This is a genomic window from Corynebacterium auriscanis (assembly GCF_030408435.1).
Classification (GTDB): domain Bacteria; phylum Actinomycetota; class Actinomycetes; order Mycobacteriales; family Mycobacteriaceae; genus Corynebacterium; species Corynebacterium auriscanis.
This window is the reverse complement of the sequence record NZ_CP047046.1, coordinates 1,847,671-1,872,999: the sequence shown is the minus strand read 5'-3', so window position 1 is coordinate 1,872,999 and position 25,329 is coordinate 1,847,671. Positions and strand designations below refer to the sequence as shown.

General features: G+C 57.2%; 35 protein-coding genes. 31 read left to right on the top strand and 4 right to left on the bottom strand.

Features of this window, described 5'->3' with window-relative positions:
* The first annotated feature begins 39 nt into the window (after positions 1–39).
* From CAURIC_RS11120 to CAURIC_RS07960, 3 genes are read left to right on the top strand one after another with little or no spacing between them, the layout of a single operon-like run.
* On the top strand, positions 40–345 hold the full coding sequence (locus CAURIC_RS11120; protein ID WP_484482104.1) for a VG15 protein: 306 nt from the start codon (positions 40–42) through the stop codon (positions 343–345).
* Positions 255–620: a hypothetical protein gene (locus tag CAURIC_RS07965; RefSeq protein WP_035115796.1), complete on the top strand. Its 366-nt coding sequence runs from the start codon at positions 255–257 to the stop codon at positions 618–620. Before CAURIC_RS11120 ends, CAURIC_RS07965 begins: the two co-directional genes overlap by 91 nt.
* Positions 607–831, top strand: a complete 225-nt coding sequence (locus tag CAURIC_RS07960; protein ID WP_035115794.1) for a hypothetical protein — start codon at positions 607–609, stop codon at positions 829–831. The genes CAURIC_RS07965 and CAURIC_RS07960 overlap by 14 nt, the downstream gene beginning before the upstream one ends.
* A 479-nt stretch (positions 832–1,310) precedes the next feature.
* Here the strand turns inward: CAURIC_RS07960 and CAURIC_RS07955 are convergent, their stop codons facing one another.
* The gene (locus CAURIC_RS07955; RefSeq protein WP_035115792.1) at positions 1,311–2,405 is read right to left on the bottom strand and encodes a site-specific integrase; all 1,095 of its coding nucleotides are present in this window, start codon (positions 2,403–2,405) and stop codon (positions 1,311–1,313) included.
* 753 nt (positions 2,406–3,158) lie between these two features.
* Between CAURIC_RS07955 and CAURIC_RS07950 the strand changes: the two genes are divergently transcribed.
* Positions 3,159–3,341, top strand: coding sequence for a hypothetical protein (locus CAURIC_RS07950; protein ID WP_156963586.1), 183 nt, complete (start codon positions 3,159–3,161; stop codon positions 3,339–3,341).
* A 474-nt stretch (positions 3,342–3,815) separates the two neighbouring features.
* Here the strand turns inward: CAURIC_RS07950 and CAURIC_RS07945 are convergent, their stop codons facing one another.
* From CAURIC_RS07945 to CAURIC_RS07935, 3 genes are read right to left on the bottom strand one after another with little or no spacing between them, the layout of a single operon-like run.
* Positions 3,816–4,217, bottom strand: coding sequence for an ImmA/IrrE family metallo-endopeptidase (locus CAURIC_RS07945; RefSeq protein ID WP_052095186.1), 402 nt, complete (start codon positions 4,215–4,217; stop codon positions 3,816–3,818).
* Positions 4,214–5,245 carry a RhuM family protein gene (rhuM, locus tag CAURIC_RS07940; RefSeq protein WP_035115789.1) on the bottom strand — a complete coding sequence of 344 codons (1,032 nt, stop codon included), beginning with the start codon at positions 5,243–5,245 and terminating at the stop codon, positions 4,214–4,216. The genes CAURIC_RS07945 and rhuM overlap by 4 nt, the downstream gene beginning before the upstream one ends.
* A complete protein-coding gene (locus CAURIC_RS07935; protein ID WP_156963582.1) occupies positions 5,229–5,714 on the bottom strand; it encodes a hypothetical protein in 486 nt (161 codons plus the stop codon). Before CAURIC_RS07935 ends, rhuM begins: the two co-directional genes overlap by 17 nt.
* 175 nt (positions 5,715–5,889) lie before the next feature.
* On the opposite strand from CAURIC_RS07935, the gene CAURIC_RS07930 reads away from it, so the two are divergent.
* The 27 genes from CAURIC_RS07930 to CAURIC_RS07800 all read left to right on the top strand — a co-directional run bounded on the left by CAURIC_RS07930 (position 5,890) and on the right by CAURIC_RS07800 (position 25,326).
* Entirely contained in the window at positions 5,890–6,135 is a 246-nt protein-coding gene (locus CAURIC_RS07930) for a hypothetical protein (RefSeq protein WP_070434507.1), read from the top strand.
* Between the two features lie 64 nt (positions 6,136–6,199).
* Complete coding sequence (locus CAURIC_RS07925; protein WP_035115785.1) at positions 6,200–6,967, top strand: phage antirepressor N-terminal domain-containing protein; 768 nt, start codon at positions 6,200–6,202, stop codon at positions 6,965–6,967.
* 562 nt (positions 6,968–7,529) lie between these two features.
* Positions 7,530–7,775, top strand: coding sequence for a helix-turn-helix domain-containing protein (locus CAURIC_RS07920; RefSeq protein WP_035115783.1), 246 nt, complete (start codon positions 7,530–7,532; stop codon positions 7,773–7,775).
* Entirely contained in the window at positions 7,772–8,014 is a 243-nt protein-coding gene (locus tag CAURIC_RS07915) for a hypothetical protein (protein ID WP_290182388.1), read from the top strand. The genes CAURIC_RS07920 and CAURIC_RS07915 overlap by 4 nt, the downstream gene beginning before the upstream one ends.
* Before the next feature lie 115 nt (positions 8,015–8,129).
* Entirely contained in the window at positions 8,130–8,657 is a 528-nt protein-coding gene (locus CAURIC_RS07910) for a hypothetical protein (RefSeq protein ID WP_290182387.1), read from the top strand.
* 43 nt (positions 8,658–8,700) lie between these two features.
* Entirely contained in the window at positions 8,701–8,862 is a 162-nt protein-coding gene (locus CAURIC_RS07905) for an IclR family transcriptional regulator (RefSeq protein ID WP_156963580.1), read from the top strand.
* Between the two features lie 15 nt (positions 8,863–8,877).
* The gene (locus tag CAURIC_RS07900) at positions 8,878–9,261 is read left to right on the top strand and encodes a hypothetical protein (RefSeq protein ID WP_156963578.1); all 384 of its coding nucleotides are present in this window, start codon (positions 8,878–8,880) and stop codon (positions 9,259–9,261) included.
* Positions 9,258–10,442, top strand: a complete 1,185-nt coding sequence (locus tag CAURIC_RS07895; protein ID WP_290182385.1) for a DUF2800 domain-containing protein — start codon at positions 9,258–9,260, stop codon at positions 10,440–10,442. The genes CAURIC_RS07900 and CAURIC_RS07895 overlap by 4 nt, the downstream gene beginning before the upstream one ends.
* The gene (locus tag CAURIC_RS07890) at positions 10,439–10,612 is read left to right on the top strand and encodes a hypothetical protein (protein ID WP_156963576.1); all 174 of its coding nucleotides are present in this window, start codon (positions 10,439–10,441) and stop codon (positions 10,610–10,612) included. The genes CAURIC_RS07895 and CAURIC_RS07890 overlap by 4 nt, the downstream gene beginning before the upstream one ends.
* A gap of 18 nt (positions 10,613–10,630) precedes the next feature.
* A complete protein-coding gene (locus CAURIC_RS07885) occupies positions 10,631–10,852 on the top strand; it encodes an excisionase family DNA-binding protein (protein ID WP_035115775.1) in 222 nt (73 codons plus the stop codon).
* A gap of 111 nt (positions 10,853–10,963) precedes the next feature.
* On the top strand, positions 10,964–11,578 hold the full coding sequence (locus CAURIC_RS07880; protein WP_052095184.1) for a DUF2815 family protein: 615 nt from the start codon (positions 10,964–10,966) through the stop codon (positions 11,576–11,578).
* Between the two features lie 105 nt (positions 11,579–11,683).
* Positions 11,684–14,167, top strand: a complete 2,484-nt coding sequence (locus CAURIC_RS07875; protein ID WP_290182381.1) for a virulence-associated E family protein — start codon at positions 11,684–11,686, stop codon at positions 14,165–14,167.
* A 257-nt stretch (positions 14,168–14,424) separates the two neighbouring features.
* Positions 14,425–14,730, top strand: a complete 306-nt coding sequence (locus CAURIC_RS07870; protein ID WP_035115771.1) for a PDDEXK family nuclease — start codon at positions 14,425–14,427, stop codon at positions 14,728–14,730.
* Positions 14,690–16,045, top strand: coding sequence for a DEAD/DEAH box helicase (locus CAURIC_RS07865; protein ID WP_290182378.1), 1,356 nt, complete (start codon positions 14,690–14,692; stop codon positions 16,043–16,045). Before CAURIC_RS07870 ends, CAURIC_RS07865 begins: the two co-directional genes overlap by 41 nt.
* Before the next feature lie 2 nt (positions 16,046–16,047).
* Positions 16,048–16,341 carry a hypothetical protein gene (locus CAURIC_RS07860; RefSeq protein ID WP_035115769.1) on the top strand — a complete coding sequence of 98 codons (294 nt, stop codon included), beginning with the start codon at positions 16,048–16,050 and terminating at the stop codon, positions 16,339–16,341.
* Entirely contained in the window at positions 16,341–16,610 is a 270-nt protein-coding gene (locus tag CAURIC_RS07855; RefSeq protein WP_035115767.1) for a hypothetical protein, read from the top strand. The genes CAURIC_RS07860 and CAURIC_RS07855 overlap by 1 nt, the downstream gene beginning before the upstream one ends.
* Positions 16,607–17,251: a hypothetical protein gene (locus tag CAURIC_RS07850; RefSeq protein ID WP_035115765.1), complete on the top strand. Its 645-nt coding sequence runs from the start codon at positions 16,607–16,609 to the stop codon at positions 17,249–17,251. The genes CAURIC_RS07855 and CAURIC_RS07850 overlap by 4 nt, the downstream gene beginning before the upstream one ends.
* The gene (locus tag CAURIC_RS07845) at positions 17,248–17,388 is read left to right on the top strand and encodes a hypothetical protein (RefSeq protein WP_156963574.1); all 141 of its coding nucleotides are present in this window, start codon (positions 17,248–17,250) and stop codon (positions 17,386–17,388) included. Before CAURIC_RS07850 ends, CAURIC_RS07845 begins: the two co-directional genes overlap by 4 nt.
* Before the next feature lie 507 nt (positions 17,389–17,895).
* On the top strand, positions 17,896–18,105 hold the full coding sequence (locus tag CAURIC_RS07840; RefSeq protein WP_035115761.1) for a hypothetical protein: 210 nt from the start codon (positions 17,896–17,898) through the stop codon (positions 18,103–18,105).
* A 176-nt stretch (positions 18,106–18,281) separates the two neighbouring features.
* On the top strand, positions 18,282–18,950 hold the full coding sequence (locus tag CAURIC_RS07835; RefSeq protein WP_052095182.1) for a DNA-methyltransferase: 669 nt from the start codon (positions 18,282–18,284) through the stop codon (positions 18,948–18,950).
* Positions 18,947–19,513, top strand: a complete 567-nt coding sequence (locus CAURIC_RS07830; RefSeq protein WP_035115759.1) for a hypothetical protein — start codon at positions 18,947–18,949, stop codon at positions 19,511–19,513. Before CAURIC_RS07835 ends, CAURIC_RS07830 begins: the two co-directional genes overlap by 4 nt.
* 92 nt (positions 19,514–19,605) lie before the next feature.
* The gene (locus tag CAURIC_RS07825) at positions 19,606–20,217 is read left to right on the top strand and encodes a DUF2335 domain-containing protein (RefSeq protein WP_290182373.1); all 612 of its coding nucleotides are present in this window, start codon (positions 19,606–19,608) and stop codon (positions 20,215–20,217) included.
* Between the two features lie 169 nt (positions 20,218–20,386).
* The gene (locus tag CAURIC_RS07820) at positions 20,387–20,623 is read left to right on the top strand and encodes a hypothetical protein (protein WP_035115755.1); all 237 of its coding nucleotides are present in this window, start codon (positions 20,387–20,389) and stop codon (positions 20,621–20,623) included.
* A gap of 726 nt (positions 20,624–21,349) precedes the next feature.
* Positions 21,350–21,739 carry a hypothetical protein gene (locus tag CAURIC_RS07815; protein WP_035115752.1) on the top strand — a complete coding sequence of 130 codons (390 nt, stop codon included), beginning with the start codon at positions 21,350–21,352 and terminating at the stop codon, positions 21,737–21,739.
* Positions 21,740–21,744: 5 nt separating this feature from the next.
* Positions 21,745–22,161 (top strand): phage terminase small subunit, encoded by a 417-nt coding sequence (locus CAURIC_RS07810; RefSeq protein ID WP_156963572.1) that lies wholly within the window; start codon positions 21,745–21,747, stop codon positions 22,159–22,161.
* A gap of 46 nt (positions 22,162–22,207) precedes the next feature.
* Positions 22,208–23,908, top strand: a complete 1,701-nt coding sequence (locus CAURIC_RS07805) for a terminase (protein ID WP_290182371.1) — start codon at positions 22,208–22,210, stop codon at positions 23,906–23,908.
* A complete protein-coding gene (locus CAURIC_RS07800) occupies positions 23,905–25,326 on the top strand; it encodes a phage portal protein (RefSeq protein ID WP_290182370.1) in 1,422 nt (473 codons plus the stop codon). Before CAURIC_RS07805 ends, CAURIC_RS07800 begins: the two co-directional genes overlap by 4 nt.
* Positions 25,327–25,329: the final 3 nt, after the last annotated feature.

Here is a 25,329-nt window from a genome sequence, read left to right as displayed (position 1 = left end):
TGGGGGCGGGTGGTGTGGTGGTGTCGCCGGTGTGGCGTGATGTTTCTACGCCGACGCTGGCGGCGACGATGGATGCGATGGTCAAGGCGGTGCAGGCGAAGATTTTCCCGATGGGGTCTGAGATTGTGTTGCATCGTCTTGGGGTGTCTGAGGTTACCCTCGGGTGTCCACTACTCGAGGTTAACCTCAGGGACGATTGTGCGGAATGTGATGCGTGATGGGACGGCGTTTGCGCGTGTGCCGGAGCCTGGGGCGTGTTCTTTTTGTTTGATGTTGGCGTCTCGTGGTGCGGTGTGCGCAACTGGCACGATGAGTTCGGGGTTGAGACCATCGAGGAACTGTTAGACAAAGAGCGTTTTAAGGCAAAGCGTTTTAAAGCAATCACAGCTGCAAGAGAGGTTGCAGAGGAAGAGTTTAGGACGTTTGGCAAAGCTGGCGCTTTGCTAAAAATAACGGCGAGGAAAGGCACACCTGGTATATGGATGCCAACAAACGGCGACGCGGAATTGGTTCCTCAGCAGGAGTTTCTTGTTCCTCCAGGTGCTACGATGAAGGTTGTAAGAGTTGAAAAAGGTGAAGTCCCTTTGATTCACGTGGAGATGATTTATGGACGCGCGTAACAGAGAGTATGCGAAGCGTTTCTGGGATGAGTTGGGGATCCGTAAACCTAGTGATCCGCCGACGAATCTTCCTGCGTTACTGGACGACCTTGGTGTGAAAGGTGAGCCTAAGGCGGTGCAGCGTGCGGCGGTGGAGAAGTGGTTGGAAGATAACGAGCCGATCGGAGCGCTCGTCGTTGATCTTGAGTTGGACTACGGAATTGTCACGTAGGAAGTGTCGAAGGGGGCCCTATGTTGTTGCATCGCACCATTGTTGACATGGTTGCTGACGATGAGGGAGGCATGGTTGTTGAGGTGGAGACTCAGGGGAGCCTGCGTTTGTGACAGCCTTGGGTATGTTGGATATGGCTCGGGACGAGCTATACCGGCGCATTGATGATGACGATTAGCGCCGCCTAGTTGGTAGGTGTCTGGGTTCGAGTCCCAGCGGTTGCACTAAAACCCCATCGGGGGCCTTCGGGTTCCTGGTGGGGTTTTGTCATGCCCGAAAAGGGCGTAACACCGGGTTAAGGGACTAAAATCCAACACCCGCAGAAAACACGAAAAACCCCGCCCTACCAGCATGAACGCAGGTTACGGGCGGGGCATCAAAAGCTCTCCCACCAGGACTCGAACCTAGGGTTAAACAGCGTCTGACCAGCTAGACGCCCTCAACTCCATTAAAAATGACGACATTTTGACGACACAAAATCACACCGCCCTCAAATGACGACCACCCGACAACTCCCGATCCATCACATCGGCGATCTCATCCAGCCCGTCTTCGAATAGTCCCGCGTAACGGTTCAAGGTTTCCGAGGTGGAGGCGTGCCCAAGCTGTGCGCTGACGAGCTTCACGTTCGCCCCAGCCTGAACCAGCAAACCAGCGGCCACATGGCGTAGCCCGTGAACCGTCACCCGAGGGAACGTATCGTCTTCCTTCTGGCACTTCTCTACTGCTGAGTAAAACCATGAATTGTGCCCCGGGGCCATGAGAAATCCACCCTTCGTGTTCGTCCACAACAGCGCGTCGGAAGCCTTGCCCTGCGCCCGCACCGCGAGCTTGTCCAATACGAACCGGGAGATAGCCACAGACCGAGTCTTATGTGTCTTCGGTGTGCCTAGAGTGATGGTGTTCCCTGTTTTGGCAGCATTGCGACTGATAGCGATACGTCCGGTGGTGAAGTCAATATCCATTGGGCGTAAAGCGATAGCCTCACCCCAGCGCAAGCCAACGGTGCCAAGGAGGAGAACAAGGTCTTCACGGTCACCACATTTAGTAGCTAAGGTTTTGAGCTGCTCCATCGTGAGGTACACGTTCACACCCTTAGAGCGCCGAGGAAGTTTCACCCCGCGAGCAGGGTTCCGAGCGATCAGATTGTCCTCAACCGCAATCTGCAGAATCTGCGACAGCACGTTGTGCGCGTGCCTCGTCCAGGACGCGGAATGAGCCGAGCCACTAACCCACGTCTGCACCATCGACGGGCGGATAGAAGCCACGCGATAATCACCCCAATGTGGCTTCACAGTCCCCTCCCAGACCTGCTTGTACATTGCCTTCGTGGAGGGCTTGAGGTGACTGCGGGTCGCGAGCCAGGTCTCTGCCAGGTCGGAGATGGTGATCTTCGCCCCGGCTGGGTCCACCCAGCTACCATCGCCGATACTGACGGCGTTTTTGTCTGCCCATGCTTGGGCTTTCGCTTTTGTTTCGAACCCGCGTTTGGTGCGTGATTTCCCGTCCGGGCTGCGGTACTGCACACGCCACTTCGTTCCCTGTTTTGTGGCGTATTTCTTGATCGATGCCATAAACTATCCTTTGCTAGCCAGCGCTAATAACACGCGCCGGGCGGCACTTCCGCACCCCTCGTTAGTGAGAGGTTGCGTGTGCCCTGTAATGGGTAACCTAACCGCCTGCGGTGCTCAATGATGTGGTTATTAGCGAGCACCGTAGGCGGTCTTTTTCTTGGGGTATTATGTTGCGTGACTTGCTGTTGCAGGTCGCCTTTCCTGACGGCGCTGATTGGCTTCCGCCGCCAGGGCGTGTTGGAGCTGAGATTGCGTCAGCAGGATTGGTCCACCGCCTGATAGGAAAGGGGGTGAAGTGACAACATGGGCAAGCCGATTAAAGGTAAAGCCCGGCACGCAATTGGTGAGATTGCATCCCGGGCTTTGTCCTCGCTGGTAGCCAGGTTGCTCGCGGATGTGGTTCGCGAGTTTATGGGCTGGCCTACTAGCTAGCTTCACAAAGGGTCTCTACTTGTCGTTGCGGGCGGGTAGAGGCCCTTCGCCTTGTTGGGTGACATTAAGGCTGATTGGAGGCTTAAATGTCATCACCCATGATAGTGGATGCGGAGATCAGCGCAACCCGTGTAGCGCTACCTCGGGTTTTCCCGCGCTGACATAACGGAAAACCGGGGCGCTTTTCGTGTTATCCGGCTGATTGCCACCGGTTCCTGCCATCGGATGCGGGAGCGCACACCATTGGTTTCCCGGTCTTACTGACGCCGGTCCCGCCGGAGCAGTACGCTCCTGGGTGCACGGTTCCGGCACCTGTTGACGGTGGCTCGTACGCGGGTTGTGGGGCTGGTGCAGGTTGTGGGGCAACCGGTGCTGGGCGCGGGGCAGGAGCAGGTTGCTGACGAATCGGGGCAGGCTGACGAGCGGGAGGAACATAAGGGCGATCCTCGTCATCACTCTCATTGTCGACCCGTGGAGATACTGGTTCAGCACTTGCCGTGGTAGTCGGTGAGGTTGTTGGTTCCACTGATTCAGTTGTTGGAGCAGCAGATGTTGTCTCGGTCGGTGTCTCGCTCGTTGTTGGCGCCTCCGACGATGGTGGTGGTGGGGTAGAAGATGTGCTCGATGTGGCCGGGGCGGTTTCGGTGTTTCCTTGTCGCTCGGGCAAAAACGCACCACTGGCAAATAACATCACGATGGATGCGATGGCGATGATTGCCCAATGCCGTTTCATTGGTGCTGCGCCATTTTTCTCTCGGTTTTCGTGGACAAGCCACCAGATTCCCGGAAGGGCAATTGCTAGCCCCGCGAGCAGACAGAAAAGAAAATCTCCACTAGTGATCCCGCTGAGAATCAGGATTGCTCCGAATCCCACGGCGATGAAGGCTAGCGCTTTTTTCCAGAATGGCTGTTGGCGGGGAGGGTTCGGATTTGGAGGGGGTGGGGTGACTGCTGACGGGTTGAGATAGGGGTTCGCGTTCATGCTGCTAGTTCTTTCAGGACGTTCGGGTGTAGTTGGAGGTAGACCTTGAGTAGGCGGGGTGTGACTTCGAGGTCGATTGCGAGACTGTGGAGGTCGTGGCGGTGCCATAAGGCGAGGTGTTTAAGCTCGTCGTCGTTGATGAGGAGCTTTGCGGCGAACCTGTCCGCTCGGTCTTCCTGGCGCTGGTCGAAGTCGTCCCGTCCTGTTTTCTGGTCGTTGTACACGGCGTGCCCGAGTTCGTGGGCAAGCGTGGATTTATAATCCCACACGGCCATGTCGTACATGGTGGAAATGGTGCGCAAACTGGGGGAGTACCACCCTTTGGGGAGTCCGTGGTGGTGCTGGAGGTTGACGCCCATGATGTAGGCCATGTCGTGAAGATCATGGATCGAGGTCATCGCTCACCTCGATGCTGTTTCTTGTTAAGCTCTCGCACCTCGCTTTCAAGCTGGCGCATATCGATCTCGTTTACTTCGTTGTCTAAGCGCCGCTGGTAAGCATCCCATTCGCTCAGCGCTTTATTCTGAGCCTGCGTCATTTTCCGTGTTCCGAAACCTTGGAGGACCTGTCTTTCGTTGAACACAAGCCACGCATCGGTCTTCTTCACCCAGTCCTCGAGAAGCAGGGTTTTCCTCATTTCTGCCTGGTCTTCTGCATAGTCCAAGAACATGCTGGTAAGCCGGTTCATTCGCTTGGCTTCGTCTTCGTGAAGATAGTTTTTGGCAGTGATCATGTCTTTTTTGTGAGGTTTTTCGCCATCCCAAGTAGTGAGTCCTGCGTTTGGTTGGGTGTTATCTGCTCGTTCCCAAATGAGTTCCGCAGCGGTTTTGCCGTGTGTTGCGTAATGCAACCGGTTTTGGATCCCTGCGAAGAAGTTTTTGACCGACTTATAGTCTTTCACTTCGTGATAATCGTCGCTGGTTGCGGTTATGACGTCGAGAACCTTGCGGAACATCTGGCGTTCGGATGCGCGGATTTCGCGAATGCGTTCAAGTAGCTCGTCGAAGTGAGTGTCGATGCCGTCGTTCTTGAGTCGTTGGTCGTCCATGGCGAATCCTTTGACGAGGTATTCGCGTAGAACCTCGGTTGCCCATTTGCGGAATTGGGTTCCGCGCTGTCCGCGCACTCGGTATCCGACTGCGAGTATGGCATCTAGGTTGTAGTGTTCGATTGTTCTAGTGACAGTTCTTCCCTGCTCAACTCCAACATTTTCCAATCTTGCAACAGTTGACTCTCGATTTAATTCGCCTTCGTCGAAAGTGTTTTTGAGATGTTTGCTGATGGATGAGACACCTACGTTGAATAATTCAGACATTTGTTTCTGTGTTAGCCACGCGGTGCCATCTTTAAGTTGCAGGCGAACCTGTGCTGCGCCGTCTTCGGTTGTGTAGATGGCGATCTGGTCGTGTTTATCGTTCGTAGTCATCTAGGGTGCCTCCTACTTCTGGGCTGCTGTCTGCTACTGCGTCATCGGGCATGCCGTTATCGTATGGGCGCTGCTCGACAGCAGGGGTGGTTGGTGGGGCGAATTCGAACACTTCAGCGTCTTCGTCCAGATCCACCACGTCATGGTCATCCGTGGCGGTGAATAGGTGGCGCGCCTCTGGGTCGGAGCGGCGGTTGATCTCCTCGAGCAACTGGCGGTTCGTGGCCTTAGGGAGTACGAGGTTCACACCGGGGGTTTCCACCTCGTGGGGGAATAGGTAGCCGGTCTCCACGAGGCCTTCCACCGCGGGGTGGTCGTAGGCGCGACAGAGGGCGATAACCATCTCAGGGGAAAGGGCACCGCGGTCTGCCTGTCGCTGGAGTGTGGTCTGTGCGTAGCCAACTTTGTGGGACGCCTGTCGCATCGAGTCGCCCCGCAAAAGGTCGTTAAGCCAGTCTTTGTGTTCCATGAATGACACGATATAGCGTTTTGTAGTCATCGTCTATTCATGCAGGCAACAATACCTAATGGGGGTAGTTGAAAGGGGTAAGTCTAATCACATGTCTGGCATTCGGTAGTCACCTATGGCAATCTGTAGTCAGCGCCGCAAGAGCGGGGCACAGAACAAACCAAAGGAGGCCAACGTGATTGCCACTCAAGCGCCGCGTTACCGCTTCCGTGAGGGCGCACTAGACCACATCATGCGGTCAAGGAATCTCACCACCGATTCACAGCTCGCAGCAGCAATCGGAATCAAAGAAGAGGACTTGCAGCGCGTCCGAGCCGGAGCATTGGTCAGCGCCCGCCTAGCGCTCAAAGTCAGCGCACTTCAGGGCGACGAGGACTACATCATCGGCTATTTCGAGCCGATCTATGACCTAGCGGCATAAGAAAAGCCCCTGCTGGAACAGGGGCCTCAAGAGAAAATCGAACAGTCACTAAGGAGACTACACCATGAGTAATCAACTCGCATCCATCCCGTTTCACGGGCAAACGGTCCAGTCGGTACAGCTAGACGGGAAACCAACTGTGGCCCTCAAGCCCATAGTTGAAAACTTGGGTGTCGACTACAGTCGTCAACTCAAAAAGCTAAAGGAAAAGTCGTGGGCTAACCTTTCCGCCGTTTCGGTCGTGGCGGGAGATGGAAAGTCGCGGGAAATGACTTGCATCGACCTACGCACCCTGACGATGTGGCTCGCCACCATCGACGAAAACCGAGTATCCGAAGAAGCCCGCCCTCTCGTCGTGGCATACCAAGCAGAGATCGCCGACGTCATCGAGTCCTACTGGGCGAAAGGCGGCGCAATCAACCCCCGCGCCAACGAACACCAGATCAACGCCTTGATCTTCCAGGCCCGCTCTCAGATGGAACTCTGCCAAGCAGCCAAGGGTCTCATCCGTGACGAACACCTAGAAGCCAAGGCGCGAATCATCCTCGCCCGGGGTCTAGGTGAAGCGCCAGAGCTGGAAGCTAAGGACAGGCCACTGTACACCTCGGATTTCCTTGCAGAAAAGAACCTCTCGCAAAAGAAACTCAAGTCGGTCTCGGGCGTATTCGGCAAGCGCATGAAGGCTGCCTACACCCTTGAACATGGCACGGAACCGGAGAAGTATCCGCTGAACCTTCCTAACGGTCAGGTTCGCCATGTTAACGCCTACACCGAAGCAGACCGTCCTCTCATGGAGCGGGTCTGGAACAAGTACTACGACACAGCCGCATAATCGTCTGGTTCGTCTGGGAGGGGAAGCCTGGACGAGCCATACCAAAAATAACCGTCACCGTGACGTAACAGCCCCAACCTTGGACACGCCCAGAATCATGCTCTGGTGGGGCACAAGGGCACACGCCCGTGATATTTGACAACTCAATCGAGAAGCACACCGCACACTACGGGGCGGGACGACCTTTCAGCGAGCGCCGGTGTTCAGACGCGCCATGACCCGAAAGACCCCGACCTACACCATGCCTAGGGTCGCGCCGGGCATGAGGAAACAGCGTGTGACCTCTCACCCCAAGGCCCACACAGGTGCAAGTACGCCGCCGACCACGCCACAGGCGCGCGCCGGATGACGTGCAGACGGGTTCGAATCCCGTCGTGGGCACAAGGGGGTGTGTGAAAGCCAGTTCCCGACGTTCCTGGCCAAGCAAGCACCTATGAGCCCGGTCTCGCCTTTCTGACGGGCTCCGCGCGCTGCACACCCCCCCCAACACACACAAAGGCCCCACCCGTGGCAGCGGAATGGGGCCCTAAAAGAAAACGACTATTTGAAAGGAACAGTCGCAATGAAGATTACCAAACAACGCGCTAAAGAGCTCATGGAAACCATCGAGCTAGTGCTTGGTCCAGACAAGCGCACAGCAACACTCACCATCACTGACTTCGCCAAGATCACCGGCAAGCACCGCATGACCATCTGGAAAGCCTGCGCACGCGGAGACTTACCTGCCTCCCAAGAACGCAAAAACTGCAAATACAGCATCGACTACAGCGAACTTGACCGCTACCTGCCACAGGAGGCCGCGGCATGAGGCACGACCAGACGTCACCGTTCGATCGGATCTTCTTGCCTCGCGACACCGAGGTGTGGCGCGACCATGTGCGCATGATCGCCGAGATTGACCAGTGGCTCGAAGAAGACGAAAAGGCCTTGCGCAGGGAGCGGTTCTACCGGAAATTCGAAACCTGCTTCACCGGCACCCTACTCGCCCTCATCGCCATACTCGGAATCACCCTCATCACCTACAACACATGGAGGCTCATCTTCTAATGCCACTCATCGACCCATACGAGCGCGACTTAGGGACGCCATTGCCCAGCCCAGTCGCACACATCATCTTCACCATCATCTTCTTCACAGCCCTCATCGCCCTGGCGGTAATCCTATGAACTTCGAGGACAACGCCCGCCTGCAAATCTGCGTGAAAAAACTCCTCGCCCTCGGGTGGGGACCGACCGCCATAGGACAGCTTTTCGAGCTCACGAAAAAACAAGTGTACGAACTGCGTGATGGGCACACATTCCGCGCCGAGGTCGAAGACCGCATCATCAGCGCCCTCAACCGCGTCGAGTTCCTCCCCGATCACATCAGGAACGAAACGCATTATGTATCGCAGCTAAAGGCGCTCGGCCACACCTATGAGGGACTCGCCAAGCTGGTCGGCACCTCTGCCCATCACCTTTCGGGAGTCAAAGTGCGCAAGGTACCGAAGCCCGAAGTGATCGACCGGCTGAAGCAACTCGGCGGGGACCAACTGTGCCACCCCGACCCATACGCACTAACGCCCTGCGTCTATGAGGGGTGCCTCGCCGCAGGCACATACGACCCGATGGCGGAAGCCACGTTTTGCAGGGTCCACGCTGCTAACGCGCGTCGAATCCTCCACTCCTCGAAAGAAAGGATCGCAGCATGACCAACACCATCGACCACCCCACCAGCCAATAAGGAGCCAACCCATGCACTACCCACACGACCCACTCACACGCTTCGCCCAAGGCAAACCCATACCAAAGCGACTCCTCCACGAACTCGCCGACGACGGCTACATCGCCCTCGACCACCACGACAACACCTACCGACTCACCCCACACGGTGACGCCACCCTCAACCACCAGTAAAGGACACAGATTCCCATGTCATGGATGACAAAAGACCTCACATTGAAGCTCCTCGAGATCGCCATCACTGGCCTGGTCGAAGCACACGACACGATCAAGGCCACCCAGCCACAACCCGAAAAACCAGCACCAGCACAACCACCAGCACCAGCACAGGCACCAACGGACCCCACCCGCACACCACCAGAAGAAGACGACATCCCAGAACCAACCCCCACAATGCCAGACATCCAAACCGCGCTCCGCACCATCGCCCAAGCCGAAGGCGTCGACTGGATCCAAAACACCCTCTTCCCAACCCTCAACATCACCAACATAACCACCCTCCCAACCAACAACATCCCCCAAGCATGGGACCTCATCCAAACCCACCTCACAGAAATCCAACTCGCACAATGACCCACAAACCACCCGCAGGACACGCCGACCGAGACCACGCCCTCCTCTCCGCATCCGGCGCCAACAGATGGCTCAACTGCACCCCCTCCGCCCTAATCGAAACCCGCTACCCCGACACATCATCAGACGCCGCCGACCAAGGCACCGCAGCCCACGAACTCGCCGAACACAAACTCCGCAACCACCTCGGCACCGACACCACCCGCCCCACATCCACCTGGCACGACGAAGAAATGGAGGACCACACCGACGCCTACGCCGACCACGTCATGGCCGAACTCACCCGCACCAAGGAGACCAGCCCCGCCGCGTTCCTCTCCATCGAAGAACGCCTCGACTTCTCCCACATCGTCCCCGACGGCTTCGGCACCGGCGACGCGGTCATCGTCGGCGACGACACCATGACCATCGTCGACCTGAAATACGGCAAAGGCGTCGAAGTCTCAGCCAAGAACAACCCACAAATGAGGCTGTACGCCCTCGGCGCACTCGCCCGCTACGGCATGATCTACAACATAAAGACCGTGCGCATGGTCATCTTCCAACCACGCCTCAACAACATCAGCGTCGATGAAACCAGCGTGGAAGAACTGACCACCTGGGCACGCGATGTGGTCGAACCCCGCGCCCACCTCGCAGCAGCAGGGGAGGGCGAACTGACCCCCGGCCAGTGGTGCACCTTCTGCAAACACGCAGCACAGTGCCCCGCAATCGCCACCCAATACTTCGACGCGATCCCAACGACCAGCCCAGGTGTGCCCGCAGCACCCGACCCGGACACCCTCACCGACGAACAAATCGCCACGATCGTCACCCACTCCGGCGAACTGAAGAAATGGCTCACCAAAGTCGAAAAGCACGCCCTCGAACAGGCCAATGACGGGCGCACGTATCCGGGGTTGAAGCTTGTCGAAGGCCGCTCAGTCCGCCGGTTCACCGACACCACCGCTGTCGCCCAGGCCGTCGAAAACGCCGGACACGACCCCTACAAACGCACCCTGCTCGGCCTGACCGATCTGACGAAACTCCTCGGGAAGAAACAATTCGACACGCTCCTTGGCGAGTTCATCGAAAAACCCGCAGGGAAACCAACGCTCGTGCCCGCATCAGATAAACGGCCGGAGCTGAGCGTGGCGACAGCCGACAACGTATTCCATGAACTCGGAAAGGAACCAGAGTGACCCAGGCACGCACCGACGCAGACAACAAAGCGTCAGCCCGCTGGCTCGCGCAAAACATACTCCGCGACTGCGACTACATGGACGTCATCGACGCCATCGACGACATAGACGAACACGACGCAAAAGACATCCACGGGTACATCTGCACCGCGACCGTCCACATCAAATAACTAAGAAAGGAAACAAAAATGACCCAGAAACGCACCGACGAGGTCACCACTGATAAGCCACGCCGATACGCAACGATCAAACAGGCAGCGGAGTACGCAGCCTGCCACGTGAACACTATCCGCACGCAGATAGCCCGGGGGGAATTGACCGGCTACCGCATGGGGCGGCGTGTTATCCGCGTCGACCTCAACGAACTAGACGACAACATGACCACCACCCGCGATGAGGAGGTGGCGTAACACCACCCCCTTCCTGCTGCTAGTCGCGACGATCCACCAGCCACCCCCAAACCCATCCCCAGTTATCCGAAAAAACCGGATAACCCAACGTCCAAGAAAGGACACACAACCATGGCCATCAACCAACGCACCGTAACCATCTACGGACGCCTCTCCTACGCCCACCTCAACACCCCACACGCCCCCAACGACCAAGCCGAACCCAAATACTCCGCCACCCTCCTCATCGACAAAACCAACACCGACGCCATCAACACCGTCAACCAGGCCATCAAGGCAGCAGTCGACGACGGAGTCTCCCGACACTTATTCAACCAACCCATCGACCCCACCCACACCAAATACCCACCCCTACGCGACGGTGACACCCCCAACGACAGCGGCGAGCCCCGCGGCCAAGAATTCGCAGGCCACTACTTCATCGCCGCCAAAAACAAAAAACAACCCATCGTCGTCAACGCCCAACGCCAACCCATCATCGACCCCGACGAAGTCTACTCAGGCTGCTACGTCAACATGGCCATCGAATTCTACGGCTACTCCAACAGCGGCAACAGGGGCGTATCCGCCTCCCTCATCGGAGTGCAAAAAGTCAAAGACGGCGAACGCCTCGGCGTAGAACCACCAAAAGCCGAAGATGTCTTCGGAGTCGTCAACAACAACACCACCGGCAACAACAGCCCATGGTCCACCCCAGGAGCCGACACCCAAAACCTCGGCTTCTAACAACCCCAACCCACCCCAAACAGCCCGGCCTCCGCACAAGGCGGACACCCGCGTCACGGCGGAACCGGGCACAACACACAACCAAAAAGAAAAGGAGACCCACTCATGAGCGCCCCACGCGAACTCACCATCTCCACCGCCACCAACCGGCGCTCAACCACCTGGACCAACACCCACACCGACACACACGCCCTCATCAACCACATCTGCAACCCAAAAACCATCAACACCACCACCGCCAAATACCACCAACTCCCCAAAAACCACAAAGACAACCTCAAAGACGTCGGCGGATTCGTCGGAGGCCACCTCAAAAACGGACGCCGCAAAAAAGGCAACGTCCTCGAACGATCATTCATCACACTCGACATCGACAACGCCCCCACCACCCTCACCCAACACCTCAAAAAAACCTGGCCCTTCGGCTGGTTCGCCGCCACCACCGCCAGCCACACCCCCCAACACCCACGCTGGCGCATCTTCGTCTGGCTCCAACGCAACATCACACCCGACGAATACGCCGCCATCAGCCGACGCATCGCCGAAGACGCAAACCCCGGCCTCACATGGTTCGACCCCACCACATTCCAACCAGAACGCTTCATGTACTGGTCCGCCGTCTGCACCGACGGCGAATTCCTCACCGACAGCAGCACCAAACCAGACCTCGACCCCGACACCTACCTCGCCCGCTACAGCCAATGGATGGACGCCACCACATGGCCAGGCACCACAACCGAAACCATCCACCGCCAACAACAACACAACGGACAAGTCCAAGACCCCAGAGAAAAACCCGGCCTCATCGGAGCCTTCTGCCGCACCTACGCAATCCCCCAAGCAATCGCGAAGTTCCTCCCAGACATCTACACACCCGGCACCACAAAAAACCGCTACACGTACGCCCACGGCAGCTCAGCTAACGGGCTCATCGTCTACGACAACGGCCTCCACGCCTACTCCCAGCACGCCACCGACCCCATCAGCGGAACACTCGTCAACGCCTTCGACCTCGTCCGCATCCACACCTACGGCCACCTCGACGCCACCACACCAGAAAACACCCCAACCAACCGACTGCCCTCCTACACCGCGATGACCAACCTCATCGAGGGCGACAACCCCACCAAACTCAACAACGCACAACACCAAATGGAACTAGCCCAACAACTGTTCCACACCACCGAAACCACCAAAAACAAGAACAAGGACAACAACAATGACACCACCAGCACCGACTGGCTCGCCCAACTCGAAACCAAAAAAGACGGAACCTTCGCCGACACCCTCACCAACTGGATCCACATCTTCACCCACGACCCCCACCTCAACCACATCTCCTACAACGAACACGCCGAACGCATCGAAGTCCGAGACCCCGGCATGCTCCCCTGGAGACAACTCAAACCCGGCTGGACAGACAACGACGAAGCCCAACTCCGCGCCTACATCACCCACACCTACAACGGCCTCTACGGCCCCCACAAAATGACAGACGGACTCCAAGCCGCAGCCACCACACGCGCATTCCACCCCGTCCGCGACTTCTTCAACACCCTCCCACCATGGGACGGCACACCACGCGTCGACACACTCCTCGTCAACACCCTCGGCGCACCCAACACCCCCTACACACACGCCGTAACACGCAAAACACTCGTCGCAGCCGTAAGACGCACATACAAACCCGGCTGCAAATTCGACCACGTCCTCACCCTCGTCGGACCCCAAGGAATCGGAAAATCCACCATCTTCGCCAAACTCGGCGGCCAATGGTTCTCCGACGCCCTCACCATCACCGACATGAGAGACAAAACCGGAGCCGAAAAACTCCTCGGCAACCTCATCGTCGAAATCGCAGAACTCGCCGGCATGCGCAAAATGGACGCCGAAACCGTCAAAGGCTTCGTCTCCCGCACCGACGACAAATACCGCGCAGCCTACGGCCGCACCGTCGAATCCCACCCCCGCCAAGGCATCATCGTCGGATCCACCAACGCCACCGAAGGCTTCCTCCGCGACCCCACCGGCAACCGCAGGTGGTGGACCATCAACGTCACCGGCAACGCCACAACCCCCGTCAACACCCTCACCGACGACACCCTCAAACAAATCTGGGCAGAAGCCAAACACTACGAACAGAAAGGAGAAAAACTCTACCTCGAAGGCGACATCGCCCAAGCCGCACTCGAAGCCCAAGCCGAAGCAGTCGAAGCAGACGACCGCGTCGGCATCGTCGCCGAATACCTCGACACCCCAATCCCCGACAACTGGGACCACATACCACTAACCATGCGGCGCATGTTCCTCGCCACAGGCAAAGTCAGCGACAACCCATTCGACGGGACAGACCAACCCATAGGCCCCCTAGTCCAACGCCACCAGGTGTCCAAAATCGAAATCTGGGCGGAATGCTTCAACCGCGACCCAGACTCCATGCGGAAGATCGACTCACACGAAATCACAGCGATCATTCAGCAACTGGAGAACTGGGAAGACACAGGGAAGAGGCAGCGGTTACCGATCTACGGGCGCCAGCGCATGTTCAAGAGGGTGCGCTCGAATGTTCGATTTAGCTCCAGCGAGTAAACCCCGGGACAAAGTTTGTCCCACCTTTGTCCCACCCCGGGACAAACGGGACAAAACAAAACTTTGTCCCAAACTTTGTCCCGGCGCGTTAGCGCAGGTAAACCCCCAAAAATCAACCACTGGGACAAACGGGACAAAGTTTTAGTAAAAGAGTCCAGATAGGGAATTAGGGGGTAAAAACAGCCCAAAACGCCTAAATCAGCCACCGTTTTAAAAACGGCCCCGACTTTGTCCCACCCCGCCAGAAAGACCCCACAATGGCACTCGAACAAAAACTCGAACAACACCTCGTCAACGAGGTACGCAAACACGGCGGACTCTGCTGGAAACTCACCAGCCCAGGCACCGCAGGAGTCCCAGACCGCATCATCATCCTCCCCGGCGGACGCATCGCATTCATCGAAACCAAAGCCCCCGGCCAACAACCCAGACCCATCCAGGTACGCCGACACAACCAACTCAAACAACGCGGCGCCCACATCTACACCATCGACCACCCCAACCAAATCCCCCACATCCTCCATGAAATACAAACCACACGACTACCAACAAGCGGCCATTGAATTCATGCGAACCCACCCACAAGCAGCCCTTCTGCTTGATATGGGACTCGGCAAAAGCGTCATCTCACTCACCGCCATCCAACACATGCTCACCGACGACTTCACCGCCATCCGCCCCCTCGTCATCGCACCCCTACGAGTCGCCCGCGACACATGGACCGAAGAAATCCACAAATGGGACCACCTCAACAACCTCCGCCCCGCCGTCATGGTAGGCACACCAACACAACGCCTCCGCGCACTCCACGCCAACGCCGACATCTGGATCATCAACCGCGAAAACCTCCCATGGCTCGACAAACAACTACACGGCACATGGCCATTCGACACCGTCATCATCGACGAACTATCCAGCTTCAAATCACACCAATCCAAAAGATTCAAAGTCCTCAAAAAACACCGGCCCCACATCAACCGGATCTACGGACTCACCGGCACACCCGCCCCCAACAGCCTGCTGGACATCTGGGCCCCGTTCCGACTCATCGACCAGGGCACAAGACTCGGCGACACCATCACCGGCTACCGAGACAAGTACTTCACACCCGGCAGACGAAACGGGCACATCGTCTACGACTGGAAACTCAAACCCGGAGCAGAAGACAGGATCCACGGGGCTATCAGCGACATCACCCTGTCGATGAAAGCGATCGACCACCTGGACATGCCCGAAGCCACGATCATTGACCGGCGCGTCACCCTCGACACCACAGCCCAAGCCGCCTACCGGCGTTTGCGGGACGACATGGTGGCCGACATTGGTGGGGACATCGTCGACGCCGGAAGCGCTGGAGTGCTCGCAGGGAAACTCCAACAACTCGCGGCCGGGGCTATATACACCGACGAGGATCACAATTTTCGTCAGATTCATGACGCGAAACTCGACGCCGTCGACGACATCATCGAGGAAGCCAACGGGCAGACCGTGCTGGTCGCGTTCTGGTTCAAACACGACCTCTCCCGACTCAAAGCCCGCTACCCGACAGGCCGACTGTTGGACACTGACGCGGACATGGCCGCATGGAAGAAGGGCCGGTTGCCGATCGCGTTCATCCACCCCGCCAGCGCAGGGCACGGGCTGAACCTCCAGTCCGGTGGGCACATTCTGGTGTGGTTCACGCCGATCTGGTCGCTTGAGCTGTTTGAGCAGACGAACGGCAGGCTGAACCGTCAGGGGCAAACACATCCGGTAACGATCATCCGGATCATCGCCAACAACACCATCGACACGCACATCACCAAAGCGTTGGAGAAGAAAAACACGACCCAGCAGGCGCTGATTAAGGCAGTGTCTGCGACATTGAAAGGAAAGTAGATATGGAACCGATTCAAAGGCAGTTGAAGCGGTGGGGGACTGCACGCCTGTGTGAGGAAGCAGCCCGCCTGATCCGGGATAAGGGCGACGGTTCTGTGTGGGAGCCGTTCATGCAGGAGCTGATCGTCCGCGCCCTGGGCAAGCCTGCGACAGTGAAGAGGCCGGCGAGCGTTCATGGTGGGAATTTGGCTGAGCTTGAGAACAAGATCGTGATTCAGCAGCTGCAGCTTAAGGGTGCGGTGCAGCTGAATGAGTACCTGTTGACGCAGGTGCGTGCGGCGAAGGGGGTGAAGTGATGGAGTGGATTCTGTTTGCCGTTGTGCTGGTGCTGTGTGTGGTGGTGTGGTTGTTCCACAGGTTCTCTGTGGCGTTGCAGGACGCGTGCCTGGAGCTCCAGCACAGGCACCGTGAAGTGGTGGAGCGTCATGAGTGGACGCAAAAGGAGATTCGCAAGCTGCGGGGGATATTGCATGATTCCCGCCACACTGCGCTTCTCTACGGGCAGAAGGAAGAAGCCCAGCTAGCGGAGTGGGCGATCAAGAAACTAAAGGAGATTGAAGAATGACTGCACATGATTACGCCAAGATCGCCTCGATTGTGGGTGAGGATAAGATCGACGCTTTGCGTGAAGCGGGCGTGGAGATCGCGGAGAAGCCTACGAAGCCAACTATGGGTTTGTTGGGGCGTTGGGCGAAGCATGAGGAATACGGCGACGTGCTGGCAATCAAAGATAAGGCAGTAAACGGGAGCGTCGGCATATCGTATTTGGACGCCAACTTCGACGGCGACGTGGCGTTCAGAACCGTGCCAGTGTCCGAGCTGTCGTTCCCTGAGGAGACGACCCGCCCGGAGGACGTGCCAGCGGGCGAAGCATGGTTGGTGAATGCGGGGGCACATAAGAATGTGACAGCACTCAAAGATAGCGACGGAGATTGGGTAATGAGCTTGCCAAATTTTCTTAAGTGGTTCCAGGACTCCGATGTCACTCTGATTGCCCCGCTCGCCCCAGCCCGCCCTACGAAGCCGGAGACGGTGGGGACGGAAGAAGAATACATGGCGCTACCTGCGGGGAGCATTGTCGCGGGGAAGGATGACCACCCGTTCACTAAGTCCACTGGGGTCTGGACTGGTCCAGCAGCGGGTAGGAGCAGCTCGGAAATGGCCGGTAAAACCCGCCGAATTTTGCGCTGGGGGTGGGGAGAATGACCCCGGACGAAGCACGCGCGCTGCTAGCCCAGGCGCGCAAAAACAGCCCGCAGCCGGAGCACGCCCTACCACACATGGTTGATGGGAAAGACCTTGTGGACATGCTGGAAACGATCATCGAAACGGGGGAGCAATGAGCACTAACCATAAGCACCCCCTTCAAAGAGCCGTTGATTTAATGGGAGCCGCATTAACTGCTTACACACCTATAACAAACGACAGCTCAAGGCCGTTTTTGGTGTATCTTGCCGAGGTTCTTTACGATGCCGGACTACTCGCGCCAGACCTGCCCAAACCTGAATCGCCCGGCGATAGTGACATAACCGAGTGGCTCCCACTAGAACCGAGCTGGGACAAGCCAAACGTATGGATAACCCCCGGCGGGCGCATCATGACGCAAAATGTTGACCCCGGCAACTATACACCACACGAGGCCCGCAAAGTCGCCCTCGCGCTACTCGCAGCAGCAAACCACGCAGAACAGGGGCAGCAATGACCAGCATTAATGACTGCGCTAACTGCCTGCACGAACACCCGCTGCCCGAGTCGTATATTGCGGCACACACCGAAGCGGGAAGGCGATTACGTGCAGGCTGGCGGAACAAGAAATGCCCCGAATGTGGACTACACGGCTGGGAGAAGCCATGACAACTAGTGCAGACCGCATTAAATACCGTGACGCGCAGATCACCATAACCCACGGCCTAGCCGAAGATGGCGAACCGCTATTCCACGTCAATGTGCAGAGCGACCTGCCCTACCTCTACACACTCGGGCTGCTCGAAGCCGCAAAAGACAACCTCAAACGCCACTACGGAATCCCCGCCATACCAGACAGTGAGGATGATGAATGACCGCCCCGCTGTTTCATGAGTCCCTGTTGATTTGTGAGTGCTGCGGGGAATCCAGCCCCACCCGGTTCATGCACGAGTTGAACCACTATCTAGATCCGGGTGGTGAGTGTAGGAGCGCGCGATTGCGGCGGAGGCATGTGGAGGTTCGGGAGCTTCCGTGAATGTGGTGGGGAGTTATGATGTCCCCAACCATGAAAATAGAACACTCATTCGATAATGTGTGTATCGTCAACGACGACTACCGCAACCACCTCAACCAACTACACCAAGCCCACGTCCTCATCACCGACCCGCCCTACGGCATGAAATACCGAGGCCACGGCAACAAACACAAACCCATCACAGGCGACAACACCACCCACGCCCGCGACGAACTCATCACTCACTGGGGAACAACCAAACCAGCCATGATCTTCGGAACATGGCGCGTCCCCAAACCCCAATGCCGAAACACCATCGCCTGGATCAAAACCAACACAGGCCCCGGCATGGGAGCCCTCGACCTCCCATGGGGCAGCGCATGGGAAGAAATCTACATCCTCGGCAAAGGCTTCTACACACCCCACAAACGCCAACCCAACCACACCCACATCAACGCCTACCCATCAGGCAGCAAACAACGCCCAAACCACCCCACACCCAAACCAGTCGAACTCATGGAATGGCTCATCCAACACTGCCCACCCGACTGGACAATCATCGACCCCTTCGCCGGATCCGGAGCCACACTCCGCGCCGCCAGAAACCTCGGACGCACAGCCATCGGCTTCGAAATCGACCCCGACCACACACAAACAGCCGTCAACCTACTCCAACAAGACCAGGAAAAGGACACCCCACCATGACCGACAGCCTCGCCCCACTCCTCCGACACCTCGCCACCCACCTCCACCACCTCCAAACCGAAGTATGGGAAACCCGCTACCACTCGGCCCGCACATCACAAACAGGCGTGCGCACCAACACCACCGGACCCAGCAGCCCCACCAACGACACACAACTCACATACCTCACTGAGACCCAAGCCCGCCTCCGAGAACTCTGCACCAACATCTCCGAAGACCTCACCATCCCCATCCCCCAAACCGCCGCGGTAGGGAACTTCTGGGCAGCATGGCTCTACCGCCACCGCCACAAACTCCCCAACCTGCCGTGGTACGCAGACCTCACCGAAGAACTCCGCGACCTCGAAGCCGAACTACGCCACCGCATCCACCCCCAAGATCCCAACCTGCGCATCGAGCAAAGACAATCAGCCCGGTCAATATGTGCCAGACTTGCTAACATGGGGCACCACATCCAGCCAGCGACGCTCCGCCAGTGGTACAAACGCGGGAAAATCACCGCAGTAGAAAGAGCTGACGGCACCAACGGCTACCTACTCACCGAGGTACTCGATCAACTATAGGGGGGATTCGAGCGTGAATGCACTGCGCAAACTAGTGAACGAACGCTAAACTGAGTTACACTCGAACACCCCAGTTCAAGAAAGGAGCGGGGATGGAAAATGACCATCATCAACACGCACAAAGCGACCCGCCGCGCAATGAAGCGGGGAGTGGATCCAATGCTGATGGAACCTCGGAATTTGAGAACGACCCACAGAATCAAGCGGGCAAACCCCAACAGGGTGATCTCGACCGCCTGGCAACAGACGTTCAACACACTCGGCGAGAACATTCAGACGACCAGGAACAGCCACTAGAAGCGGAGTTAATCCCACGGGACGAAGTTCGCCAAGAAGTCACACGAATAATGACTTCTATCTGGTCTGGGCCAACGCCATCGCCAGAAACGCTCAAGGCATTTAATGAAGTAGACCCTTCTTTTGCCGAGCGTGCCTTTAAAATGTCAGAGGAAACCGTCGCGACGAGTAATTACGAACGTAAAAAGCTTGTCGAAGGTGATGTTGAAGCAGTGAAACGTGGCCAATGGATGGCGTGGACATCGTCCGTTCTCTGTGTAATCGGAGCAGTTGTGTGCGCAGTCATCGGGCAGCCATGGGTGGCAAGCGTATTACTTGGCCCACCGATCATGCAATTTGGAACATCACTTGTGAGGACTATTAGAAAAGATGATTCCGAAAAGACCTCTCCAACAACAGAAGAGTGAGTAAGCATCTGTCACGCCTCGTGCTATAATCTGCACTTGAAACACTTAACCCCTCCACCGCCACTAGGTGCGAGGGGTTAAGTCGTATGCCAACAGCAGGCGAAGATCCAGCTGCGGTGCTTAAAATATCACCATCTACCGCTTCCCGCATACAAGGAAAGAGATCGCCTTGGCCTGCAAGCTAACGTTCCAATGCTCCCTGAACCACCAGCCCAACCAAGACGAAGCAGACAAAGTTAAAGCAGTCGCCTGCCTGCCTGACGACATGACCCGCGGCGCCTACGACGCACAAACACAAGGCAGACTCGTCCACGTATTCTTCGACTGGAAACTAACCGACCAAGACCGGCAGATCATCATCGACCGAGTAACCGCTAAGTTTCCGAATCTAACCGTCGCGAACTAAAGCCACCCAAACCCCACACCTCACCAACGAGGTCGTGGGGTTCGGTCATACCCTCAGGGAGGAGAACTGATGGCCTGGCCACATAACAACACCAACCACGTCACTACAACAACTCGTCATCGAATACTCAATCGCGACGGTCACCAATGCGCCCAATGCGGAACCATCAAAGGACCTTTTGATATCGACCACAAAAACAACAAACGCACGCCAACCTACAATCATGAGTCAAACCTCCAAGTGCTCTGCAAGCAGTGCCATAAAGTCAAAACGCAGCAGGAGTCAGGTGAGTGGAGACGTCAAATCAAACGCCGACCACGCACACCGATCGGGCTCAGCTGACCCAAGAGGTGGGGGGAGGCCCCGGCAGACCCCGATCGGCGGGGCGGAAGGCATAGGGCCTCGGATTCTGTACGGGTTGGGGACTTTTGTCTAGGTGGCCTGGGTGGTGTCCCAGGTTTGTTGTGGTTGTCTGTGTGAACTCGGTTTGGTTGTGGGGATGTTTTTTGGTGTTTGGGGATATTGGGGGCCGGGTTTTGTGGTTTCCGTATCGACAATAAAAACTTGTGACAAACCGCAGGTGAGAGTATATTTCTAGGTATGAGATGTACCGAATGTGGACGTGAAATCACACCAGGAAAACGAGGCCCTAAACCCCTGACATGTGGCGCCCGCTGCAGGCAGAAACGACACCGCCGGATCATCGCATCCCCATTCCCTGAATCGATGACCCAGACAGCCCGCTGGGCACGAGCGGACAAGAAGAAGCCCATTACTCCGACTGGTCGGCCCGCGTCATCTACCGACAATTCCACCTGGTCTCGATACCGCGACGTGCAACAAGGAGCCGGTGACGGCTACGGGGTCATGCTGGGAGGTGGCCTCGGCTGCTACGACCTCGACCACTGCATCGACGATGGCGTTGTGGCGAGCTGGGCTGTGGAATTCATCGGTGAAATCCCCGAAGAGATTGTGTTCATGGAACGCTCTGTCAGCGGAACTGGAATCCACGTTTTTGTAGAAGCCGATGAAACGCCGGGTTATAGGCGAGGCAAGGTGGAACGGTATTCGCGTGGGCGATTCATCAGAGTAACTGGAGTGCGTTTGGAGGTGTGAGTTTTATGCCGGGCCCGGTACCGAAGAAGAATGTTCGTCGCCGAAATGTACGCCCCGATTGGGTGCAGCTGCCGGCTGCCGGACGAAAGGGCCGTGCGCCGCGTTGGCCGATGCCAGGGCGCGCACCGGCGGGGTGGGCTGATCTTTGGAAACTGCCCCAGGCTGTGATGTGGGAGAAGAACAATTCTGTGATGCAGGTGGCGAACTATCTGCTGATCCGGAGGAATGCCCAGCAAGCGCTTTTCGTGGGAGAGCCCAATGCGGCGTTGTTGTCAGAGATGCGCCAGATTGAGGATCGGCTGGGTTTATCCCCGATGGCAATGCGAAGGTTGCAATGGGAGGTCGAGGGGGCTGAGGTGAAGCCAACGGCGCCGCCGGGAGGGAAGGTCGTGAATGCAGAGGATAGGTTCGCAGGACTCTAGTCTTGCCTTGCCGCCGGGGTATTCTCGGGGTGATTTGGGGCAGTGGATGACGCTGCCTTGGCCTACCGGTACTGATGACAAGCTTGACTTGTTGGAAAACTCGCTGGGTCCGTTGGTGATCGATTGGGCTGAGTGGCGCACTGACGAGCCGGGGTTACTCAACGATGAGGGTGAGCCGTGGCGTTTTACCGATGGCCAGGCCCGTTTTTTGATTCTGTGGTATGCGTTTGATGGTGAAGGGCGGTTTGTGTACCGCCGTGGCATCAAGCGCGGGGCCAAAGGAGTGGGTAAAGATCCGATGGCTGCTGCGATGTGCAATATTGAGCTTTTGGGGCCGTCGCAGTTGTGGTGGGACGGGGATCGTTGGGCTGGGAAGCGTCATGAGTTGCCGTTGGTGCAGATTGCGTCGAACTCGGAGGCGCAGTCTAAGGCGTTGTTGCGTGTGGCGAACTCGCAGCTTGGTTCGGAAGCGGTGTCATTTTACGGGCTGGATAAGGGGCAGACCGCTACGTATGTGAAGGGTGGTTCGGCTCGTATGGAGGTGTTGACGGCTTCGGAGCGTTCTGCTGAGGGCAATCCTGCGACGTTTTGTGTGTTGAATGAGTCGCATCATATGACTGAGTCGTCTGGTGGTAAGCGTCTCGCGCAGGTGGCGCGTCGTAACGTTGGTAAATCGAAGCGGGCGCTGCAGGCGCGGATTGTGGAGTTTACGAACGCGCATGCCCAGGGTGGTGGTTCTGTGGGGGAGAAATCGTTTGAGGCTTGGCAGAAGCAGCAGTCGGGGCGGTACAAGGGTCTGAAGAAGGATATTTTGTACGATTCGATTGAGGCTGATCCGCGTCTTGATTTTTATGATGCCGGGCAGCGGGATTTGGCGTTGCGCCAGGCGTATTCGGATGCGCCGTGGGCGGATATTCCGCGTTTGTCGGCGGAGATTGTGGACCCAGAGTTGTCGGCTGCTGAGGCGATCCGTTTCTACCTCAATGGTGTGGCTGAGCAGGAGGATGCGTATGTGGCTGCCCAGAATTTCGCGGCTCTTGCTGATCCCAGCAAGGTGTTCCACGAGGGTGATCAGATTGCGTTGTTCTTGGATTGTTCAAAGTCGGAGGATGCAACTGCACTGATGGGGTGCAGGATTTCCGACGGGTTTAATCAGACCTTGGGTGTGTGGTCGCGCCCGCGCGGTAAGCGCGGTGAGGGATTCCTTGTTGATCGTGCTGAGGTTGATGCTGTGGTGCGTGAGTGTTTCGACACTTACCGTGTTGTGTGGTTTGGTGTTGATCCGTCACCGGCGAAGGATGATTCGACTGAGGCGTCGTATTGGTTGCCGGTGATTGATGGGTGGCATCGTGATTTCGGGCGGAAGCTTCGTGTGTGGGCTTGTCCGGGGCGTGGGGGGAGTTCTGTGCTGTGGGATATGCGCTTGTCTGCCCCGGGTGGTGCTGACCGTAACCGGAAGTTCTCCCAAGAGGTTGAAGTGGTGCGTGCGTTGATTGATGACGAGGGTCTTGATGGGCCGTTCAGGCATGATGGTGACCCTGCGTTGGTTGCGCACGTTAATAACACTCGCACGCGTTGGAACAAGTTTGGTTTGACTGTGGGCAAGAAAACTCGTGATTCTACACAGCTCGTTGATCTGTGTGTGGCGATGATTGCCGCGAATGTGGGGCGCCGGGAGGCGTTGAATTCTGGCAAGGTGCGTGCTGCTGGTGGCCGGAGGAAGCGAAGGAAGGTGTTGTTGGCGTGAGTTGGTCTTCTGAGGATGCGAATGTTGTTGGGCGCCTGGCGTTGAAGCTTCACCGGCATGCGGTGAGTAACCGCAAGAAGTGGGAGTATTACGACGGGGCAGTGGGGATTAAGAATCTTGGTATCGCAGTCCCGGAGGCTTTGGTGAACGTTGAAGCTGTCGTGGGGTGGCCTGAGGTTGTTGTGGATGCTTTGGCCGAGCGCTTGGAGTTTCAGGGGTGGCGTTCGCAGGAGGATATTTCTGATCTGGAGCGGGTTTTCGTTGATAATCAGCTCGATGTTGAGGTGCAGAAGGCTGTGCTGGATTCTTTGGTGACTGGTGTGGGGTTTTTGGCGGTGTCGAATGGTGGCGTGGGGGAGCCGGATGTGATTGTGAATGCGGTGCCTTCGTCGCGGGCGACGTTTGAGTGGGATGAACGCTTGAATCGTATGGCGTGTGGTTTTACGCGTGAGCTGGCTGCGGATGGTGCTGTGTTTGAGACGTTGTATTTGCCTGAGCGCACGGTCACTCGGGTTGTGCGTGATGGGGTGGCGGAAGTTACTACGGTGGCGCATGGTTTGGGCCGGTGTGCTTTGGTAGCGTTGCCTAACCGAGTGCGTGCTGATTTTTCGCGTGGCCGGTCTGAGATTACGCGGGCTATCCGTTATTACACAGATCATGGTGTGCGCACTATTTTGGGCATGGAGTATAACCGCGAGTTTTATACGACGCCGCAGCGGTATTTGACGAATGTGACCCCGGAGCAGTTGGGGGCAAGTGAGGAACCCACTTCGAGTGAGTTGGTGGAGCTTGGGTGGAAGGTCGCGATGAATAAGGCGCTGATTATTCCGCCGGGTGATCCTGAAGATGGTGAAGGGGAGCCTTCTGCTGGGCAGTTTAGTTCGGCTGCGCCGACTCCTTATATCGATGAGTTGAAGATGCTGGCGCAGTTGGTTTCCGCGCAGTCTGGTGTTCCTGCTTCGTATTTGGGGTTCGTGTCTGATAATCCGACGTCGGCTGATGCGATTCGGGCTTCTGAGGCTCGTTTGGTGAAAAAGGCTGAGGATAGGCAGCGGGCGTTTGGGCAGGCGTTGGTTGAGTTGGCTGGGTTGTTGCGTGTGGCGTTGGGGGCGGGTGGTGTGGTGGTGTCGCCGGTGTGGCGTGATGCTTCTACGCCGACGCTGGCGGCGACGATGGACGCGATGGTTAAGGCGGTGCAGGCGAAGATTTTCCCGATGGGGTCTGAGATTGTGTTGGATCGTATTGGGGTGTCTTCTGCGGAGAAGGCGGTGTTGCGGCGTGAGTGGGCCCACCAGCAGGCTTCGCAGCGTTTGGTGTCGTTGACTTCGCAGGGCTTGGGGGAATCAGTACGAGTGCCGGTTTCGGGTGATGTTGGTGTGGATGAGTTTGTGTCTGGGGAGGATTCCTCCGGATTGTAGTGG